Source organism: Jeongeupia naejangsanensis (genome assembly GCF_016865585.1).
Lineage (GTDB): Bacteria > Pseudomonadota > Gammaproteobacteria > Burkholderiales > Chitinibacteraceae > Jeongeupia > Jeongeupia naejangsanensis.
The window spans coordinates 130,614-149,205 of the sequence record NZ_JAESND010000005.1 but is presented as its reverse complement, the minus strand read 5'-3'; the positions used below and the strand labels follow the sequence as shown (position 1 = coordinate 149,205).

Annotated in this window: 20 protein-coding genes; 11 read left to right on the top strand and 9 right to left on the bottom strand. The window is 64.5% G+C overall.

Going from position 1 to position 18,592, the window contains the following annotated elements; genetic code table 11:
* Window positions 1-477 precede the first annotated feature (477 nt).
* The 4 genes from JMJ54_RS11655 (at window position 478) to JMJ54_RS11640 (ending at window position 5,376) form a co-directional block, all read left to right on the top strand.
* Window positions 478-951 carry a DM13 domain-containing protein gene (locus JMJ54_RS11655; RefSeq protein ID WP_203538731.1) on the top strand — a complete coding sequence of 158 codons (474 nt, stop codon included), beginning with the start codon at window positions 478-480 and terminating at the stop codon, window positions 949-951.
* 170 nt (window positions 952-1,121) lie between these two features.
* The gene (locus tag JMJ54_RS11650; protein WP_203538730.1) at window positions 1,122-3,107 is read left to right on the top strand and encodes an arylsulfatase; all 1,986 of its coding nucleotides are present in this window, start codon (window positions 1,122-1,124) and stop codon (window positions 3,105-3,107) included.
* Between the two features lie 47 nt (window positions 3,108-3,154).
* Window positions 3,155-4,069, top strand: a complete 915-nt coding sequence (locus JMJ54_RS11645; RefSeq protein WP_203538729.1) for a hypothetical protein — start codon at window positions 3,155-3,157, stop codon at window positions 4,067-4,069.
* Window positions 4,070-4,083: 14 nt separating this feature from the next.
* A complete protein-coding gene (locus JMJ54_RS11640; protein WP_203538728.1) occupies window positions 4,084-5,376 on the top strand; it encodes an anaerobic sulfatase maturase in 1,293 nt (430 codons plus the stop codon).
* On the opposite strand, the gene JMJ54_RS11635 is transcribed toward JMJ54_RS11640, so the two are convergent.
* The 6 genes from JMJ54_RS11635 to proB form a co-directional block, all read right to left on the bottom strand.
* A complete protein-coding gene (locus JMJ54_RS11635; RefSeq protein WP_203538727.1) occupies window positions 5,373-5,813 on the bottom strand; it encodes a GNAT family N-acetyltransferase in 441 nt (146 codons plus the stop codon). The two genes, JMJ54_RS11640 and JMJ54_RS11635, sit on opposite strands and share 4 nt — an antisense overlap.
* 352 nt (window positions 5,814-6,165) lie before the next feature.
* The gene (locus tag JMJ54_RS11630) at window positions 6,166-6,540 is read right to left on the bottom strand and encodes a VOC family protein (protein ID WP_203538726.1); all 375 of its coding nucleotides are present in this window, start codon (window positions 6,538-6,540) and stop codon (window positions 6,166-6,168) included.
* Between the two features lie 20 nt (window positions 6,541-6,560).
* Window positions 6,561-6,926: a hypothetical protein gene (locus JMJ54_RS11625; protein ID WP_203538725.1), complete on the bottom strand. Its 366-nt coding sequence runs from the start codon at window positions 6,924-6,926 to the stop codon at window positions 6,561-6,563.
* A 77-nt stretch (window positions 6,927-7,003) separates the two neighbouring features.
* On the bottom strand, window positions 7,004-7,501 hold the full coding sequence (locus JMJ54_RS11620; protein WP_203538724.1) for a GNAT family N-acetyltransferase: 498 nt from the start codon (window positions 7,499-7,501) through the stop codon (window positions 7,004-7,006).
* 188 nt (window positions 7,502-7,689) lie between these two features.
* Window positions 7,690-8,049, bottom strand: a complete 360-nt coding sequence (locus tag JMJ54_RS11615; RefSeq protein ID WP_203538723.1) for an HIT domain-containing protein — start codon at window positions 8,047-8,049, stop codon at window positions 7,690-7,692.
* Between the two features lie 310 nt (window positions 8,050-8,359).
* Window positions 8,360-9,475 (bottom strand): glutamate 5-kinase, encoded by a 1,116-nt coding sequence (gene proB / locus JMJ54_RS11610; protein WP_203538722.1) that lies wholly within the window; start codon window positions 9,473-9,475, stop codon window positions 8,360-8,362.
* A gap of 199 nt (window positions 9,476-9,674) precedes the next feature.
* On the opposite strand from proB, the gene msrQ reads away from it, so the two are divergent.
* Genes msrQ through JMJ54_RS11595 form a run of 3 tightly spaced genes read left to right on the top strand, consistent with a single transcriptional unit; the run spans window position 9,675 to window position 11,480 of the window.
* On the top strand, window positions 9,675-10,295 hold the full coding sequence (gene msrQ, locus JMJ54_RS11605; RefSeq protein WP_239000046.1) for a protein-methionine-sulfoxide reductase heme-binding subunit MsrQ: 621 nt from the start codon (window positions 9,675-9,677) through the stop codon (window positions 10,293-10,295).
* Window positions 10,264-11,034 carry a threonine/serine exporter family protein gene (locus JMJ54_RS11600; protein WP_203538720.1) on the top strand — a complete coding sequence of 257 codons (771 nt, stop codon included), beginning with the start codon at window positions 10,264-10,266 and terminating at the stop codon, window positions 11,032-11,034. The genes msrQ and JMJ54_RS11600 overlap by 32 nt, the downstream gene beginning before the upstream one ends.
* The gene (locus tag JMJ54_RS11595) at window positions 11,031-11,480 is read left to right on the top strand and encodes a threonine/serine exporter family protein (RefSeq protein WP_203538719.1); all 450 of its coding nucleotides are present in this window, start codon (window positions 11,031-11,033) and stop codon (window positions 11,478-11,480) included. The genes JMJ54_RS11600 and JMJ54_RS11595 overlap by 4 nt, the downstream gene beginning before the upstream one ends.
* Here JMJ54_RS11595 and JMJ54_RS11590 read toward each other — a convergent pair.
* Window positions 11,477-12,400: a LysR family transcriptional regulator gene (locus tag JMJ54_RS11590; protein ID WP_203538718.1), complete on the bottom strand. Its 924-nt coding sequence runs from the start codon at window positions 12,398-12,400 to the stop codon at window positions 11,477-11,479. The genes JMJ54_RS11595 and JMJ54_RS11590 overlap by 4 nt on opposite strands.
* Window positions 12,401-12,510: 110 nt before the next feature.
* Here JMJ54_RS11590 and JMJ54_RS11585 point away from each other — a divergent pair, with 110 nt between their 5' ends.
* The 3 genes from JMJ54_RS11585 to JMJ54_RS11575 all read left to right on the top strand — a co-directional run bounded on the left by JMJ54_RS11585 (window position 12,511) and on the right by JMJ54_RS11575 (window position 15,125).
* On the top strand, window positions 12,511-13,749 hold the full coding sequence (locus JMJ54_RS11585) for a D-amino acid dehydrogenase (RefSeq protein WP_203538717.1): 1,239 nt from the start codon (window positions 12,511-12,513) through the stop codon (window positions 13,747-13,749).
* A gap of 16 nt (window positions 13,750-13,765) precedes the next feature.
* The gene (locus tag JMJ54_RS11580; RefSeq protein ID WP_203538716.1) at window positions 13,766-14,119 is read left to right on the top strand and encodes a RidA family protein; all 354 of its coding nucleotides are present in this window, start codon (window positions 13,766-13,768) and stop codon (window positions 14,117-14,119) included.
* A gap of 103 nt (window positions 14,120-14,222) precedes the next feature.
* Entirely contained in the window at window positions 14,223-15,125 is a 903-nt protein-coding gene (locus JMJ54_RS11575) for a transporter substrate-binding domain-containing protein (RefSeq protein WP_203538715.1), read from the top strand.
* A gap of 54 nt (window positions 15,126-15,179) precedes the next feature.
* Here JMJ54_RS11575 and JMJ54_RS11570 read toward each other — a convergent pair whose 3' ends face one another.
* Window positions 15,180-16,568 carry a DUF2252 domain-containing protein gene (locus JMJ54_RS11570; RefSeq protein WP_203538714.1) on the bottom strand — a complete coding sequence of 463 codons (1,389 nt, stop codon included), beginning with the start codon at window positions 16,566-16,568 and terminating at the stop codon, window positions 15,180-15,182.
* Between the two features lie 29 nt (window positions 16,569-16,597).
* Complete coding sequence (locus JMJ54_RS11565) at window positions 16,598-17,620, bottom strand: adenosine deaminase (RefSeq protein WP_203538713.1); 1,023 nt, start codon at window positions 17,618-17,620, stop codon at window positions 16,598-16,600.
* 172 nt (window positions 17,621-17,792) lie between these two features.
* Here JMJ54_RS11565 and JMJ54_RS11560 point away from each other — a divergent pair, with 172 nt between their 5' ends.
* Window positions 17,793-18,581: an SDR family NAD(P)-dependent oxidoreductase gene (locus JMJ54_RS11560; protein WP_203538712.1), complete on the top strand. Its 789-nt coding sequence runs from the start codon at window positions 17,793-17,795 to the stop codon at window positions 18,579-18,581.
* Window positions 18,582-18,592: the final 11 nt, after the last annotated feature.

Genomic DNA, 18,592 nt, shown 5'->3' with positions numbered 1-18,592 from the left:
TGACAAAAATCCAACTTTTGTCATTTAGCTTTCAAATCAAATCAAAACCAATGTGGGCCTGTTGTTGCCGTAGATGTCTGACTCAACAATCCGGAGATCATGCCATCGGAATTTCTTACAAATACGGATAGGAATTGGCGCACGGCAGACACCCGGTTCGTACCGAAGCCACGTCGAAAAGCCGCGCAAACCGGCATGCCGTGCAGATGGCCGATTTCCCGCATGACGCATGCTTTTTTGTCGCTGAATATCAACAATGCCCCGAGTAGCAAGGCCGGACGACAGCGGTTGCGACACGCCCTGCGTCAAAACCGGCAGCACACCCCCTCGCCGCGGTCATCGCCCCCGATGACGCCGGCCACCACCGGTGGTCCTGGCAAAAAAAAGGCACATCGTCTGTCATATTCCGACAACGTCGCCGACTGAACCGGGGTGGGCGGGCCATCCGGCACCACCGCCATTCCAATGGGGAAGCCGATGAAAAAGTGGTTGTTGCTGGGCTCGCACCTGTTTGCGCTGTGGGCCGGATTCGGCCTGGGGGTGTACCTCCTGCCCATCCTGACTGCGCCGGATGCACCGTCGGATGCCGCAGTCGTGGCACAGGCCGGAAAAGCGCATTACGTCGGCCAGTTCCGCCGTGAACTGCGCGACAGCGATGCGCTGCACTGGGGCGAGGGCAAGGTATCGCTCGGCGCTGGCCATGTGAGCTTCGAAGGCAGGCTGGCGCCGGGGCCCGATTACAGGCTGTACCTGTCACCAGCCTTCGTCGAGACCGAGGCGGACTTCATGCGGCTCAAGGACCGGATGGTCCGGATCGGCGAGGTGAAGACCTTCGAGAATTTCCTCGTGCCGCTGCCGGCCTCGGTCGATCCGGTGCAGTACAACACGGTGATCATCTGGTGCGAGGCATTCGGTCAGTTCATCACCGCAGCCCAGTATCGCGCAGCGTAGGGGCGGCCTGCACGCCGGCAAGGTCGTTGCACCACGGTACGCCCGGCATGCTGTAAGCCTTTCATTCGCATAACACCGATGGCACTAAAAACAGGAAAACTAAGTATTAATTGATCTATTGACTACTCATTACCATGGTCCGCTCCAACAACAATTTTCAGGGCGGGGCCATGCCAACTCGGGGCATTCTTCCTCAAAAATTCGGGCTCGGCGTGCTGTACGCGGCCGTACTCGGCAGTCTGGCGCTCAGCGCCTGCGGCGGTTCGGACAGCAACGACGCGACGACCAACGCGCAGCAGACGACACCAACGCCAACGCCGGTACCGACCCCCACGCCGGTGGCCAGCGACGGCCGGCCGAACATCCTCTACATCATGGCCGACGACCTCGGCTATTCGGACATCGGCGCCTTCGGTGGCGAGATCGACACGCCGAACCTCGACGCACTGGTCGCCAACGGCCGCATCCTGACCAACCACCACACCGGCACCGTCAGCGCGATCACCCGCTCGATGCTGATTTCGGGCACCGACCACCATCTGGTCGGCGAAGGCACGATGGGTGCACCGAGCGACGAGCGCAAGGGTCTGCCGGGCTACGAGGGCTATCTGAACGAAAGCTCGCTGTCGGTCGCGCAGCTGCTCAAGGACGGCGGCTACCACACCTATATCGCCGGCAAATGGCACCTCGGCTCGAACATCGTCGGCGGCGCCGCCGGCGGCAAGACGCCGGACCAGTGGGGCTTCGAGCGCAGCTACTCGCTGCTGCCGGGCGCTGCGGCCAACCACTTCGGCCACGAGGCGGCCGGCTCGAAGAACTACACCGAAGACGGCAAATACGTGCAGCCGGGCCAGCCCGGCCAGCCGGGCGGCGTCGGCGGTACGCCGGCGGTGTTCTACTCGACCGATTTCTTCACCGACAAGCTGATCGGCTACATCGAATCCAACCGCAAGGACGGCAAGCCGTTCTTCGCCTACGCCGCCTACACCTCGCCGCACTGGCCGCTGCAGGTACCGGAACCCTGGCTGAGCCAGTACAAGGGCAAGTACGACCAGGGCTACGAAGCCGTCGCCGCCGCGCGTTACGCCCGGCTGCAGGCCAAGGGGCTGATTCCGGCCGGCCAGGCAAAGTCGGTCGACGTTGCCGAGACGCTGACGCGCTCGCCGGCCACCGCCGCCAACGGCACCGTCGGCGCCAAGTACATCAACGCGGTCAATCCGGCGTCGGCCGGTTACACCGAATACGGCCAGGGCCGCGTGGTGAAGAAGTGGGCCAGCCTGTCCGCCGACGAGAAGAAGGCCCAGGCGCGCTACATGGAAATCTACGCCGGCATGGTGTCCAACCTCGACCACAACATCGGCCGTCTGGTGAAGTACCTGAAGGACACCGGCCAGTACGACAACACCTTCATCCTGTTCCAGTCCGACAATGGCGCCGAAGGCTGGCCGATCGATTCGGGCGCCGATCCGAAAGCGACCGACACCGCCAATGCGCAACCGGGCAAGTACGAAAAACTCGGCACCGACGCATCGTTCGGCCAGCCGGGGCTGTCGTACGGACTGCGCTGGGCAGAAGTCAGCGCGACGCCGTTCTCGCAGCTGAAGGGCATGATGGGCGAGGGCAGCATCTCGACGCCGGCGATCGCCAAGCTGCCGGGGCAGAAGACGTCGCAGCAGCCGTTGCGCGGCTTCACCCACGTGACCGACAACACCGCGACCTTCCTCGCGCTGGCCAAGGTCACCGTGCCTTCGGTTCCCGCACCGCCGCAGATCGACCCGAAAACCGGCAAGGACCTGAACAAGGGCAAGGTGGTCTACAAGGACCGCTACGTCTACCCGGTCACCGGCAAGTCGCTGGTCGACGCGCTGCAGCAGGCCACGCCGGCCCCGGTGCGCAACACGCCGTTCGGCGAGGAAACCTACGGCCGCACGGCGATCTACAGTGCTGACGGCCGCTGGAAGGCGCGCTTCACCGAACCGCCGTTCGGCCCGCTCGACGGCCACTGGGAACTGTTCGACCTGAACAGCGACCGTGGTGAAACCACCGACCTGTCGGCGCAGTATCCGGCGCTGACCAGCAGCCTGATCGGCCACTGGAAGGGTTACATGACCGACGTCGGCGGGGTCAGCCCGCTGCGACCGCGCGGCTTCTACTAAGCCGAAACACCGCACGCCGCCCCGCGCGGCGTGCGGTTTTTGCCACCATGACCATCATCCATCCGATCCCGTTTCCAGTTGCAGCCCGGAATCCGCCGCCGGCCGGCCACTTCGCCTTCCGCTGCAATGCCTGCGGCCAGTGCTGCAATACCCCGCCGCTGCTGACGCTGGACGAGCTGCTGCGCTTCGAGACCCGTTTCATCGGCGTGCTCGCGCTGCGCCGCATCCGGCCCCTGCGCGGCGACTTCACCGCCGCTGATCTCGCCGCACAGGCCGACATCGACCATTCCCTGCTGCTGCCGGCGCCCGACGGCGACGCGCTGCAGATCACGCTGCAGGCGGTCGACTATCCGTCGCTGCAGCGCTGCCCGGCGCGCGACGATGCCGGCTTGTGCGGGCTGCACGCCGACCACAAACCGCTGGCGTGCGAAGTCGTGCCGCTCGACGCGCTGCGCGCCGACCGGCTGCAGCACGCGGTGCTCGCCAGCCGGCAGGGCGAATTGGGCGATGCCGACTGCATCGCTCCCGGCCAGCGCGACGGCCATGCGCCACTGACCGACGCCACCGACGTCGTCGACCCGGCCTACCTCGACGCGCTGTATGCCCATCGCAACGCCCTCGCCACCGACAAGGCCCACTGGGGCCGGCCACTGTACGCCACACTGGCGGCCGAGCTGCACGCGCCAGCGGTATGGACGCGCATTCCGCACCACGGCTTCTTCAACCTGTCGCCGGTACCGCTCGTTGCCATGATGGCCGCACGTTCGCCGCAGATGGCCGGGCGATGGCAGCAGTTCATCGATGCCCAGCTGACGCTGATCGACACCGCCGTCACCGACGCGCTGGTCCACAAACACCCGGCCGACCGGCCATTGACGCAACAACTGCGCGGCTACGCCGACGCCTACCGCGCGCTGCGACCGTCGCTCGCCCGCGCCAGCCGCACACCGCACCACGCCTGAATACCGGATACATCATGCACAGCACCGAAACCCTGAACCACGCCAAGCGCCTCAACATCAGCCCCGAAGCGCTGCAGACCTGGCTCGACGCCGGCGACAACAAGCCCGGCCACGGCGTCAGCCGCTACATGCACGCGACCGTCAAGGCGGTCGGCTCGGCGTGCAACCTCGACTGCAACTACTGCTATTACCTGAGCAAGGAAGGCCTGCTCGACCAGAAGAACCAGCGCATCGGCGACGCACTGCTCGAGACCTTCGTCGTCGACTACATCGCCAGCCAGGACGTCGACGAGATCGTCTTCACCTGGCATGGCGGCGAGCCGACGCTGCTCGGCGTCGACTTCTTCCGCCGCATCGTCGCGCTGCAGCAGAAGCACCTGCCGCCGGGCCGGCGCATCTCCAACGACCTGCAGACCAACGGGACGCTGCTCGATGACGACTGGGGGGCCTTCCTCGCCGAGGCGGGCTTTCTGGTCGGGCTGAGCATCGACGGCCCGCGCGAACTGCACGACGCCTACCGGCCGACCAAGAGCGGCAAATCGAGCTTCGACGCGGTGTTCCGCGGCGCGCAGATCCTGAAGAAATACGCCGTGCCGTTCAGCACGCTGACGGTGATCAACCGCAAGAACGCGCTGCAACCGCTAGCCGTGTACCGCTTCCTGCGCGACGAACTCGGCTCGACCTACATGCAGTTCATCCCCTGCGTCGAGCCGAAGCAGTTCGAGCACGTCGCGCCGGGGCATCTGGACAGTCAGCGGCTGGCGCCGCAGGGCAGCCCGCGCGCGCGGCCCGGCCATCCGCTGTCCATCGTCACCGACTGGAGCGTCGATCCGGCCGACTGGGGCGGCTTCCTGTCGACGGTGTTCGACGAATGGTTCGCCCTCGACCTGAACCGGATCAAGATCAACCAGTTCGAAACCACAATCGCCCAGCTGCAGGGCAAGCCGGCGCAGCTGTGCACGAGCAGCCCGTTCTGCGGCAAGAACGTCGCCATCGAACAGGATGGCCGTGTGTATTCGTGCGACCACTACGTCTACCCGGAATACGAGATCGGCCGGATCGGCGAGCAGTCGCTCGCCGGCATGGTGTTCTCGCTGCGCCAGCTCGAATTCGGCCTCGACAAGTTCAACAGCCTGCCGGGCGAGTGCCGCCGCTGCCCGCACCTGAAGCTGTGCTACGGCGAATGCCCGCGCACCCGGCTGCTCAAGACCCGGCCGGGCGAAGGCAACCTCAGCTATCTGTGCGAGGGCTGGAAAGGTTTTTACGATCACGCGGTGCCGCAGATGCGGCGGCTGCGTGCCGCCTAACCGGGCACGGCGCAGGCTTCGAGCCTGCGCTCCATCCGCAGCACGTTGCCCTGTTCACCGACGTGATCAAAGCCGAGCTTTTCGTAGAACTTCTTCGCCGAATTGCCCTTGAAGACGCACAGGCGAACGGCTTCGAGGTTCCGGGTCTTCGCCAGCGACATCGCATGGTCGAGCAGTCTGGTGCCGATGCCGTTGCGTTGCGCAGCGGGAATCACCTGCAGGTCGTTGATGTACAGATGCTGCGGGCTCGCGGTGATCCGGATCACCGCTACGCGCTCGCCCTTGTCCAGCACGACGAAATTGTCGCTCACGGTCAGGCGCTGCAAGAACGCCTCGTCCTGCCATTCCATGCCGTATTGCGTGTAATGGTGCGCCATGTTCTGGCGGGTCACCTTCTCGATGAACGGAAAATCCAGACTGCTTGCTTCGCTGATCATGGTGCTCCAGGGCTGTGCGGCAGGGTGAAGCCGGGCCGCTGTGCGGACCGGCCTGTATCGGAGATACCTCGAAGAATCCACCGCGTACACGGACCGGTACGCAGTGCACACCGGTCAAAACCGGTGCGGTATCCGTCGAGAATACGCCCGCCACCGTGTCCCGTGAATCCAGCCAAGCCGTGACATCTCACCAAAGCCACACAACATCAGTAAGCAAAACAAAATTCGATATTAAGCATTTGTGCCGATCCGACAAGCAGCCGAGGTACCGAACCAAGACCATGGAACAGATCGTCGCGCGCCACGATGGCCGGATGTGGTGCCGGTCAGGCATGCCTGGCGCAGCGGCCGACTAGCGCGCTTCGCCGGGCGCCAGCTGGTTGAGCCCGATGCTGCAACCGAACGGGTCCAGCAGCATGGCGGCCTGCGCCCCGAAGCTGGTGACCATCGGACCGCGGTACAGCCTGGCGCCAAGGGTCTGCAGCCGCGCGATCGACGCCGGCAGGTCGTCCACGGTCCAGTACACCGTCGTGCCACCGACCCCACCGGGGCATTTGTTGTCTGCCGGATGAAAACCGAGGGTCACGCCCGGACCGCGCACAAAGGCATAGAAAGCGTTTTCGTATTCGACATCAGCCGACAGCAAGGCTGCATACCACCGGGCTGCGGCTTCGATATCGGCAACAAACAGCACGATGGAATCGACAGTCTTGAACATTGCGGTCATGCCCCCGATTCAGTGGTGTGTCAGGCTTGTCCAATGGTTATTAGAGCCAACGCTACCAGAAAAAATATAAATACAAAATTTGCCACAAAGATTGGGTTGTGCTTTTTGTTTGGATTTGGATATTTACCAACAGTAATGATAAGCAAAATGGCCCTGCCAATTGGATAAAGCACAAATCTATGAATCACACCCATAGCAATATGTCTTGGGCCGAACCAGGCGCTATCAGCAAGCTGTTTCGCCAGAAATTTTGCATCAACCTCTTCCTCTGGTTTTTCCAAAGATCGCGACGTTGATATTTCTATCAAGCCTCTCACGGCCGAGTAGGAAATCATTTCGGTATCGTAATGAATTTCAATGAAATCAATATCATCATAAGATTTCAAAATCTTGCCATAGCAATGCATAGCACCTCTTACTTCTGAAGTAACAGGTGGGCATCCTACCCCAGCTGAACAACGTACTAATCACCGCATGAGCGTTCACTGGGGCTTGGCCCGGAAAGCCTGTAGCTGAGTCTGTCTACGACTTGCTTGGCACCTAGGCCCTCGTAGAACGCAATCCCCCGGGCGTTGGATGCCTTGACCGACCAGTCGACCCGATGGCAACCGGTATCTACGGCGTGCTGCGCAACCCACGCCATCAGCGCCCGCCCGACACCGCAACCTCGCCACGCCGACCGTACAAAGAGTTCTTTCAACTGAATCTGCCGACGGCGGTCCGGCATGGGTTCAACCAGCGAATAAGTCGGTGCAATAGCTGCAAAACCTTCCACGACACCGTCGTCACTGATGGCTACGACCAGACGAAGCGGCGAACCGGGGGACAAGAGATGTTCAAGGAGATGTTCCCGTACAACCTCACGAGCGACGACCGAGCCCTTGTTGTAGTAGGTGTGCAACTCGCACAGCAGGTCCATCAGCGATTCGTGCTGCGCTTCCGAGACGATTTCAATGCGCATGGATGCACCTGTCGAACCGGCTGCACTGCGGCTCCGGAATTGCCATTGGCGACAGGCGACTGCGCGCCTTGCGGATGTTGTTCAGGATGAAAAGCACCGGTTTCCAAAGACTCATTGGGGTCTCCCGTTTCGAACTGTGATGTCCTGCCTTTGGCGCGAGCGTTTAGGTTCTGCCCGGCACCCGTCAGTCAAACGAGCATCTCTCCACTTTGCGCGGGATTCGAAGGATTCAGCGGGGAGCCAGAAACAAGATGAAAGTGAAGGTGCTGCGTACTCTGATACGATCCGCCGTTGGTGATGATTTTGTAGTTCGACTCGGCAAAGCCGCGCTCCTTCACGATTGTCGTCATTACCCCGAACAGTTCGACAATCAACCCCGGATCTTCAACATCAACAAGGCGCCGGACATGTGCCTTGGGAATGACGACAATGTGGATCTCCCACGTCGGCGCGGTGTGTTCAAAAGCAAGCACGCGCGCACTTTCCGCCACGACCGAAACAGCGGTTTTTCCACTCAGTACGCAATCACAATAGAAATCGTCGCTCATGGTCAATGCCGCCGGGTGCCCGATTTTTAATCAACCTGTGGAGTATGATCCATACGGGTTGAATGACGTGTCAGAGAGTTGGCAAAGCTTTCCGAAGCAAGGAAAGAAAAATTGCCAGGAAAATGATATTTGCGCCATTTTATCGTGCCGGGCTCGACGTGGCGGCAATCTCCAACCCCAAATCGGGCTGCCAGAGCGGTGTAACTGCAAGCACCAATGATGGAGCACTCAAGCCGGCCAGCGCCGCCTCAGGCCGCACTTCCGCCGACCCTGGCAAATCGCTGCCTCCTGAAGACCCGCCCACTTCGATCTACAGCAGCACCAGATTGTCGCGGTGCACCAGTTCGGGTTCGTCGATGTAACCCAGCGTGGCTTCGATCTGGCCGGTGGGCTGGCGCAGGATGCGTTTGGCGTCCTTGCTCGGGTAGTTGGCGATGCCGCGGGCGAATTCGAGGCCATCCGGACCGACGATGCGGACGATTTCGCCGCGCGGAAAATCGCCGACGATCTCGGTGACGCCGATCGGCAGCAGGCTGGAGCCCTTGTCGAGCATGGCGCGCCGGGCGCCTTCGTCGACGTGGACGCGGCCGTGGATCTGCAGGTGGTCGACGATCCACTGCTTTTTCGCCGCCAGCGGCGTGGTGTGCGAGATCAGCAGCGTGCCGATCGGCTCGCCGGCGGCCAGCCGGGTCAGCACCTGCGGTTCGCGGCCGCTCGCGATGACCGTGGCGGCGCCCGAACGTGCGGCGCGCTTGGCGGCGACGATCTTGGTGTACATGCCGCCGGTGCCGACCGACGAGCCCGCACCGCCAGCCATGGCTTCGAGTTCGGGCATGCCGGCGATCGCCTGATTGACGAACTGCGCGTCCGGATTGCTGCGCGGGTCGGCGGTGTACAGGCCTTTCTGGTCGGTGAGGATGATCAGAGCATCGCCTTCGATCAGGTTGGTGACCAGCGCACCGAGCGTATCGTTGTCGCCGAACTTGATCTCGGCGGTCACGACGGTATCGTTTTCGTTGATGATCGGGATCACGCCGAAGGACAGCAGCGTCAGCAAGGTCGATCGCGCATTCAGGTAGCGGGTGCGGTCGGCCATGTCGTCATGGGTCAGCAGCACCTGCGCGGTCTTGAGCCCGTGCTGGCGGAAGGCGGACTCGTACGCCTGGCACAGCCCCATCTGGCCGACGGCGGCGGCAGCCTGTTTTTCGTGCACGGCGCTGGGCTTCTCGCTCCAGCCCAGCCGCGCGACGCCTTCGGCGACGGCGCCGCTCGACACCAGCACAACTTCCTTGCCCTGCCGGGCGAGTTCGGCGATTTCCTCGGCCCAGCGCGCCAGCGCGTGATGGTCGAGCCCGCGGCCTTCGTTGGTGACGAGGCTGGAGCCGACCTTGATGACGAGGCGGTGAGCGGACTGGACGATGGTCATGGCGATGGCAGGCGCGGGAAAAAAACCGATTATAAGGGGTGTCAGATCGGCACGGCTGCACCGACCAAGGCTTGCAAGCACGATACGCAAGAAATCGCCACGCTGGCGTTGAACCGCTGCAACCGATCCGGCCCGCCAGCCGTATCCGATGTGTACACAGGTACATGGAACCGTACCAACCCCAAAGGGCCCAAGCATCATGATCCAAAACCTGAAAATCGCCGTCTTCCTGATCTGCCTGCTGCCGCTGGCCAGACTGGTGTGGCTGGCGCCGACCGCGGTGAATCCGGTCGAGTTCATCACCCATTCCACCGGCACCTGGGCGCTGGTCGGGCTGCTGGTGACGCTGGCCGTGTCGCCGCTGCGCCAGTTCACCGGCCGCAACGAGCTGCTGAAGTTCCGCCGCATGCTCGGGCTGTTCGCGTTCTTCTACGCCTGCCTGCATTTCACCACCTGGTTCGCGCTCGACCACTTCTTCGACTTCGGCGCGATGTGGCATGACGTCTACAAGCGCCCCTTCATCACCGTCGGCTTTTCGGCCTTCGTGCTGCTGATTCCGCTCGCGGTCACGTCGAACGACCGGATGGTGCGCAAGCTCAAGCGCAACTGGGGCCGGCTGCACAAGCTCGTCTACCCGATCGCCATCCTCGTCGTCGTCCACTACTGGTGGCTGGTGAAGCGCGACATCACCGAACCGGCGATCTACGGCGCGGTGCTCGCCCTGCTTTTGCTGTGGCGACTTGATCGTTGGCAAAAACGCCGTGCCGCTTCGGCGCGACAATCGAAGCATGCCGCAGCCACCGTCTCCTCCCCCAGCTGATCCGGCCCGGATCGCCAAGCTGGCACTCGACGCCGCCGTCCTCGTGCACCAGAGCGGCGGCGATACCGCGCGCACCACGGCCACGCTCGACCGCGCCGCGCGTGCGCTCGGTGCCAGCCGCGTCGACGCGATCGTGTCATCGCTGAGTCTCGGCGTCACCGTCAGCATCGACGGCCGGCAGGAGACCGCCCTGCGGCGCGCGCCGCACATGGGCGTCAATTTCCGCGTACTCAGCGGCGTCGAACGCGCGGTCAACGCACTCGAGGCCCGCCGGGTCGGCGCCAACGGCTTTGCCACCCTGCTCGACGATCTGGAAAGTTACCCGCACTACTATCCGGCGTGGCTGGTCGCGGTCTTCGTCGGCTTTGCCTGCGGCGCGTTTGCGGCGCTGTTCCACGGCGACCTGATGGCGGTGACGATCACCAGCATCGGTTCGGCGCTGGGCATGCGCGTACGCCAACTGCTGGCGATGCGCCACTTCAAGCCCTTCGTGTTCGCGCCAGCCGCCGCCTTCGTCGCGACACTGGTCGTCGGCCTGCTGCTGCCGTTCACCGGCACGCCGCAGGCGGCACTGGCCGCGTCGGTACTGTTCCTGATTCCCGGCGTACCGTTGATCAATGGCGCGGCCGACCTGCTCAGCGGCAGTTACCTGAACGCGCTGGTACGGCTGACCATGGGCGCGGTCTTCGTCGTCGGCCTGGCGCTGGGCATGAGCGTCGCCTTGAGGATGGTCGTATGAGCGCCTGGCTGATTTCGCTGTGGGCCGCACCGGCTGCGCTGGGTTTCGCGCTGCTGTTCAACGCGCCGCCGCGCGCGCTGTGGGCCGCCGCCATACTCGCGGTGATCGGCCGGCTGCTGCGCGACGTGCTGATGCACACCGGCATCGACATCACCCTCGGCACGCTGCTGGCCGCGCTGGCGATCGGCGGGCTGGCCGAGCTGTGGGCCCGTCGCGCCCGGCTCGCGGCACCGGTGTTCGCGATCTCGGCGGCGATCCCGATGGTGCCCGGCGTATCGATGTACGAAGCCGTGCACGCGCTGATGAAACTCTCGGGGCTGGCCGCCGGCCAGTCGGCCGAGCCCTATCTGGTCGAAGCCGGCAGCGGCATCGTCCGCGCAGCGATGATCCTGCTGGCGCTGACCATCGGCATCGCGATGCCGTCGCTGCTGATGCGCAAACGCTAGGCCGCCCGCCCGGACCCGCCAGCCTGCTTCACCAGTTCGCCCGCCTGCACCGCGACCAGCTCCAGCAGCGCGGTCATCGGGTGCGACGGCGTTTCGTCAATCCGGGTCAGCGCGTACAGCGTCATCGGCAGCACCGGTGCCAGCGGGCGGATCATCGTTGCGGCCGGGTCGGCGCCGAGCGCGGTGAACGGGTCGACGATGGCGACACCGGCTCCGGCCTCGACCAGTGCACGCGCCAGTGGATAAGTCTGCACCGCAAGGCGGATGCGCGGCGGCGGCTCGACCACGGCAAGGTGATGCTCGAGTAGCGCCGACAGCGGGTCGTCGGTCGACAGACCGATCAGCGGCGTATCCGCCAGCGCGTCGATCGGCAGCGGCACACCGGCCTGCGATCCAGCCCAGAAGCCGCTTGGCGCCAGTGCGACCAGCGCACCGGTCGTCATCGTCCGCACCGCCAACCCGGGGTGGTCCGGCTGCTTCAGCGTCAGGCCGACGTCGAGCTCGCGCATCATCAGCCCCTGCACCAGCTCGCGGGTGTGATGTGTGGATAACTCGCAGCCGCTCTGGGGAAAACGTGTGAGCCAGCTGGGCATAAGCTGTGGAAGAAGTGCCAGCGCCAGTGCCGGCGTCGCGCCGACCCGCAGCGTCCGGCCCGGGTTGTTGCGCAGGTTTTGCGCCAGCCGCCGCACCGACTTCAGGCTCTCGCTGACCTTGGCGATTTCGCGCTCCAGCTCCAGCGCTTCCGGCGTCGGCTGCAGTTTGCCGCGCACGCGCAGGAACAGCGGAAACCCCAGCTGCAGCTCGGCATGCTGCAGTACCTTGGTCACCGCCGGCTGCGACACGTGCAGCAGCTGCGCCGCGCCGCTGACCGATCCGCTCTGGCGGATCGCCTGAAACACTTCGATATGCCTTAGCCGCATCGCCCATAACCTTTGCTTATACAAAGGCCATGTTTATTCATTATCGCGGTGCTGTCACTGCGGATTAACGTGAATGTCATCAACGGACATTCAACGGGCATTCGCAAGGCATGGCACACATCGGCATCATCGGCGGCGGCGTCATCGGGCTGGCAACGGCATGGGCACTGGTCCGCGACGGTCACAGCGTGACGGTGCTCGAAGCGCGCGAGCACGTCGGTACCGAGACCAGCTTTGCCAACGGCGGCCAGTTGTCCTACCGCTACGTCGCGCCGCTGGCCGACGCCGGCGTGCCGCTGAAGGCGCTGGGCTGGCTGGGGCGCGACGATGCACCGTTGCGGCTGCAGCCAAGGCTCGATCCGGCGCAGTGGCGCTGGCTGGCGTCGTTCCTGCTGGCCTGCCGCGGCTCGGTCAACCGCCGCAACGGCGCACACCTGCTGCGGCTGGCGTTGCAGAGCCAGGCCACGCTGGCGCAGTGGATGGCCGACGACGAGCTCGGCGATTTCGGCTGGCGCCGCAACGGCAAACTGGTGACCTTCCGCGATCGCGCCGGTTTCGAGCATGCAGCCCGCCATCTGGCCGACGCCTCGGCACAGCACGTACTGAGCGCCGACGACTGTCTGCGGACCGAACCGGCCTTGCCCGGCGGCGCCTTCGTCGGCGGGATCCATACGCCGGACGAGGAAGTCGCCGACTGCCACGCCTTCTGCCAGCGGCTGGCCGAGAAACTGCGGGCGTCGAACCGCTGCACGCTGCTCACCGACCGGCGCGTCGCCAGCATTGTCCACAAGGGTGACACCGCACACGGTGTCATCGTCGACGGCGATTTCCTGCCGTTCGACCACGTCGTCATCGCCGCCGGCCACCGCAGCGGCGAACTGGGCCTGCCCGGCATCCGGCTGCCGCTGTACCCGCTCAAGGGCTACAGCCTGACCCTGCCGGTCGGCCCCGGCCACACACCGCCCGAAACCAGCATCACCGATTACGACCGCAAGATCGTCTACGCCCGCATCGGCTGCCAGTTGCGCATTGCCGCGATGGTCGACATCGTCGGCTTCGACGCCGCGCCGGACCCGAAGCGGCTGGCCGTGCTGCGGGCGCAAGCCCGCGAGAGCTTTCCCGACGCCGGCGACCACGACGCGGCGATCGAATGGGCCGGCATGCGCCCGGCCACGCCGACCGGCGTACCGCTGATCGGCGCCACGCCGTACCGCAACGTCTGGCTCAACATCGGTCACGGTGCTCTCGGCTTCACGCTGGCCTGCGGCAGCGGCCAGATCCTCAGCGAACTCATAGACCGGCGCGCGCCGGCCATCGACCTGACCGGTTTCGGTCTGACCGCAGCCTGAACCAAGGAAACCCCGCATGTCCCTCGTACGCATTGCCAGCAATGATCGCCTTTCCGGCGCCATCGTCGTCGACCGTCTCGTCTTCCTGTCTGGTCAGGTGCCCGGCAGCGGCGGCAACATCGTCGACCAGACCAAGGAAGTGCTGAGCAAGATCGATGCCCTGCTGGCCGAGGCCGGCGCGCACAAGGACGACATCGCCACCGCGACGATCTACCTGAAGGACATCGCCGGCGATTTCGCCGCAATGAACCGCGTCTGGAGCGCCTGGCTCAGCCCGGGCAAGGTGCCGTGCCGCACCACGGTGCAGGCCGAACTCGCAAGGCCGGCGGTGCTGGTCGAGGTCACCGTCACCGCCGTCAAACCGCAGTAACCGTTTCACGTGAAACGCCGCGTTCGATCCGGGCGCAGCAGCGCTGCGTTTCACCGCACAACACCATCAGGCCACTGGCCGCTACACCACCGGGAGTCCACGCATGAACAAGCTTGTCCTGACCACGCTGACCGTCTCGACCCTCGTTGCCAGCCTCGGCTGTGCAGCGGCCGAGGAGCTGAGCGGCACGCTGAAGAAGATCAAGGAATCGGGAGCGATAACCCTGGGTTATCGCGATGCGTCGATCCCGTTCTCCTATCTGGGCGACAGCAGCGGCCGGCCGATGGGCTACTCGGTCGAGCTGGCCGGCAAGGTGGTCGAACAGCTGAAGAAGACGCTGGGCATGCCCAACCTGCAGGTGAAGTACAACCTCGTCACCTCGCAGACACGGATTCCGCTGGTGCAAAACGGTACCGTCGACCTCGAATGCGGCTCGACCGGCGTCACCGCCGAGCGCCAGAAACAGGTCGATTTCTCCTACGGCTTCATCTACGTCAAGGGCCAGCTGCTGACCCACAAGGACAGCGGCATCCGCGACTTCAAGGACCTGAAGGGCAAGAACGTCGTCACCACCGCCGGCACCACCAACGAGCGTTACCTGAAGAAGCTCAACGCCGACGAGCAGATGAACATGAACGTGATCAGCGCCAAGGACCACGGCGAGGCCTTCCTGATGCTGCAATCGGGCCGGGCGATGGCGTTCTACATGGACGATGCGCTCTTGTACGGCGAACGCGCCAAGGCCAAGGCGCCGCATGACTGGATCGTCGTCGGCACGCCGGCGTCGCGCGAGATCTACAGCTGCATGGTGCGCAAGGACGACGCGCCGTTCCGCGATGTGGTGAACGGCACGCTGGCCGGCGTGTACAAATCGGGCGAGATCAACAAGATCTACCAGCGCTGGTTCCAGGAACCGATTCCGCCCAAGCGCATCGACCTGGAATTCCCGATGACGGCCGAACTGAAGGAGATCATCGCCAAACCGACCAGCGAACCGGCGAAGTAAACCGACAAAGAAAAGGGCCGCGATCGCGGCCCTTGTTGCGTTTGCAGCGGTGGTTCACTCGTCCGGCAGCTGCACCGGCAACCGGCCGTCGGCGATTGCCTGCTTGAACAGTGCGTAGTCGGCCTCGGTCTGGTCGGCGTACGCCAGCGCATAGTCGGCGATCGCCTGATCGAAGGTATCGCTGCTGCCGAGATAGCCGGCGATCTCGGCCGACAGGCCGCTGGCCTTGGCGTGGGCGCGCGCCAGCGTCCAGCCGCACGTACCCAGATACGACTCGAACATCTCGGCGTTGTAGGTTTCCAGCCGGGCCGACAGCTTCATGTCGCGCAACTGCCGCACGTAGAAATGCCGCCCGGTCGGGCCGACCAGCCAGCCGAGGAAGAAGTCGCTGGTGCCCTGCATCAGCCGCTGGCCCGAGACGACGCGCTGGCCTTGATGCGGATACGGCGCCGGCGGCAGTACGCTGGCCAGCACCGATTCGCGCGCTTCCTTCAGCTGCAGGAACAGCGGCTGGTCGTGCTCGTCCATCAGCAGGATCACCAGACAGCGGGTGCCGACGCTGCCGACGCCGACAACCTTGAAGGCGATGTCGACCATCCGGTAACGCGACAGCAGCAGTCGCCGGTCGTCCTGCAGGGTGTTCAGGTACTGCGCATAGCTCGGCTGCATGATGTCGAGCATGTCGGCCGCCTGGCGCATGGCGTCGTCGTCGGGCAGCAGCGAATGCTCGTTGTTCAGGTGGAAGATCACCGGCGGGTTGTCGACCAGCTTCAAGGTGCCGTCGACCTCGGTGGTGATCTTCGGCAGCAGCCGTTCGTGGGTGCGCTTGCGGGCCTTGGCGGCGTTCTGGTCGAGCCAGGCGGCGATTTCGGGATCGTCGGCCGAGCGCTTGAGTGCATCGAAGCCGATCTTTTCGCACCAGAGCTCGATCTCGCTCATCCGCGCATAGCTCGCCATGCGGATCCGGTAGGTCTGCACCAGCATGCGGACCAGTTCGTGCGCCCGTTTGTCGCTCAGGCCGCGCTCGCGCGCCGCAAGCACCGCGCTGACCGCCAGCCGCTTGATGTCCCACTCCCACGGCCCCGGATGCGTTTCGTCGAAATCGTTGATGTCGAAAACGAGGTTGCGCTCGGGCGTGGCATAGACGCCGAAGTTCATCAGGTGACAGTCGCCGCAGATCTGCGTCGCCAGCCCGGTATCCGGGCTGCCCTGCAGATCGAAGGCCTGCAGCAGCGAGGTGCCACGGAAAAAGGCGAACGGCGACGCCGACATCCGGCCGTAGCGCAGCGGAATCAGCGCCGGCACCCGGCCTTCGCTCGAGGCCTCGATCAGCGCGACCGGATCGCGCTCGCGCCGCACCCAGTCGGTATGCGACGAACGCGGCACCTGATCGCGGATCGCTTTGCCGATGCTCTGGCGGTACTTGCGGCTGATGTTGGCCATGGCGGTATCTGCGGAAAGGGGTAAAAGGATCAGGCCGGTTCGACGGCCAGCGTGTCGATCTCGGCGTACCAGCGTGCCTTGGCGGCATCGTCCATCCAGCTCGCTTCGATGCCGTTCTTCGCCAGCTGCACCAGCTCGGCACGCGTCAGGTCCAGTGCGTCGGCACAGGCTTGCCAGTTCTCACCGACATAGCCGCCGAAATAGGCCGGATCATCCGAGTTCACCGTCGCGACCAGCCCGCGTTCGAGCAGTGTGCGCAGCGGGTGGTCGGCCAGCGTGTCGAACACGCGCAGCTTGATGTTCGACAGCGGGCACACCGTCAGCGGGATGCGGTGCTCGGCCAGATACGCAACCAGCGTGTCGTCTTCGAGCGCACGGACGCCGTGGTCGATGCGCGCGACGTCGAGCAGCCGGATCGCCTGCCAGACGTAGTCGGCCGGACCTTCCTCTCCGGCGTGGGCGACGCGCGCAAGGCCGAGCTGCTTGCAGCGGGCAAACAGCCGCTCGAATTTCTCCGGCGGATGACCGTGCTCGCTCGAATCGAGGCCGACGCCGTCGATCCGGTCCAGATACGGCAACGCCTGTTCGAGCGCGGCGAAACCGGCGTCTTCGGACAGGTGGCGCAGGAAGCACAGGATCAGCCTGAAGCCGATACCGAGCTTCGCCTCGCCATCGACCAGCGCACGACGGATGCCGGCCAGTGCGGTTTCGAACGGCACACCGCGCTCGGTATGCGTTTGCGGATCGAAGAAGATCTCGACATGGACGACGCGGTCGGCGTGGGCACGCTCGAGGTAGGCCCAGGTCAGGTCGTAGAAGTCCGCCTCGGTCAGCAGCACGCCGGCACCGGCGTAGTACAGGTCAAGGAAGGACTGCAGGTTGTGGAAATCGTAGGCCGCACGCAGCGCGTCGACATCCGGGTAAGGCAGGGTCACACCGTTGCGCTGCGCCAGCGCGAACATCAGCTCGGGTTCGAGCGTACCCTCGATATGCAGGTGCAGTTCGGTCTTGGGCAGGCGGCGCAGCCAGTCGGCGCGGGCGGGATCGGACATCGTCAACTCCATGGGCATAGCCTTGCGATTTTAGTCCATCCGGGCCGCGCGCCTCTGTAATGACTTCACGCGATGGACGGTTGCAAAACCTCGCCGGAATTTGACATTTCTACGTGGTCGCCGGCGGCGAACACGCGCTAAATTTGCGGCAATGCCGATTTGGAGATCGCCCGTGTCCACACCGCTCAGTTTTACCGAAGTCCATTACGACGACCTTGCCGGCCAGCGCGTACTGGTCAGCGGCGGCGCATCCGGCATCGGCGAAGCCCTGGTCGAGGCCTTTCTGGCCCAGGGCGCCAAGGTCGCCTTTCTGGATGTCGACGACGCCGCCGCGCAAACGTTGCTGGCCCGCCATCCGGATGCGCCGATGCACTATCTGCATTGCGACTTGCGCGACATCGCCGCACTGCAGGCTGCGATCCACGAAGTCGAATCGATCTGGCACGGCATCGACGTGCTGATCAACAACGCTGCCCGCGACGACCGCCACACGCTGGACGGCCTGACCGCCGATTACTGGGACGATGCGCTGGCGACCAATCTGCGCCACCACGTGTTTGCGACGCAGGCCGTCGTGCCGAACATGCGCACACGCGGCAACGGCGTGATCATCAATATGGGTTCGATTGCCTGGATGCGCGGCAATCCGACCATGCCCGCCTACACCACCGCCAAGGCGGCGATCCACGGCCTGACCCGCACCTTGGCCAAGGACCTCGGCCCGGCCGGCATCCGCGTCAACAGCATCGTCCCCGGCGCGATCCGCACCGACAAGCAGGTGCGGATGTGGCAGGAAGCCGGCACGCCGGAAATGGAACAGCGCTTTCTCGACCAGCAGGCGCTGAAGTTCCGGCTGGACGCCAGCGACTGCGCGCACATGGCGCTGTTCCTCGCCTCGCGCGCCAGCCGCGGCTGCACCGGCCAGGATTTCGTCGTCGACGCGGCGCTGTCGATCAACTAGCCGCGTCGTCG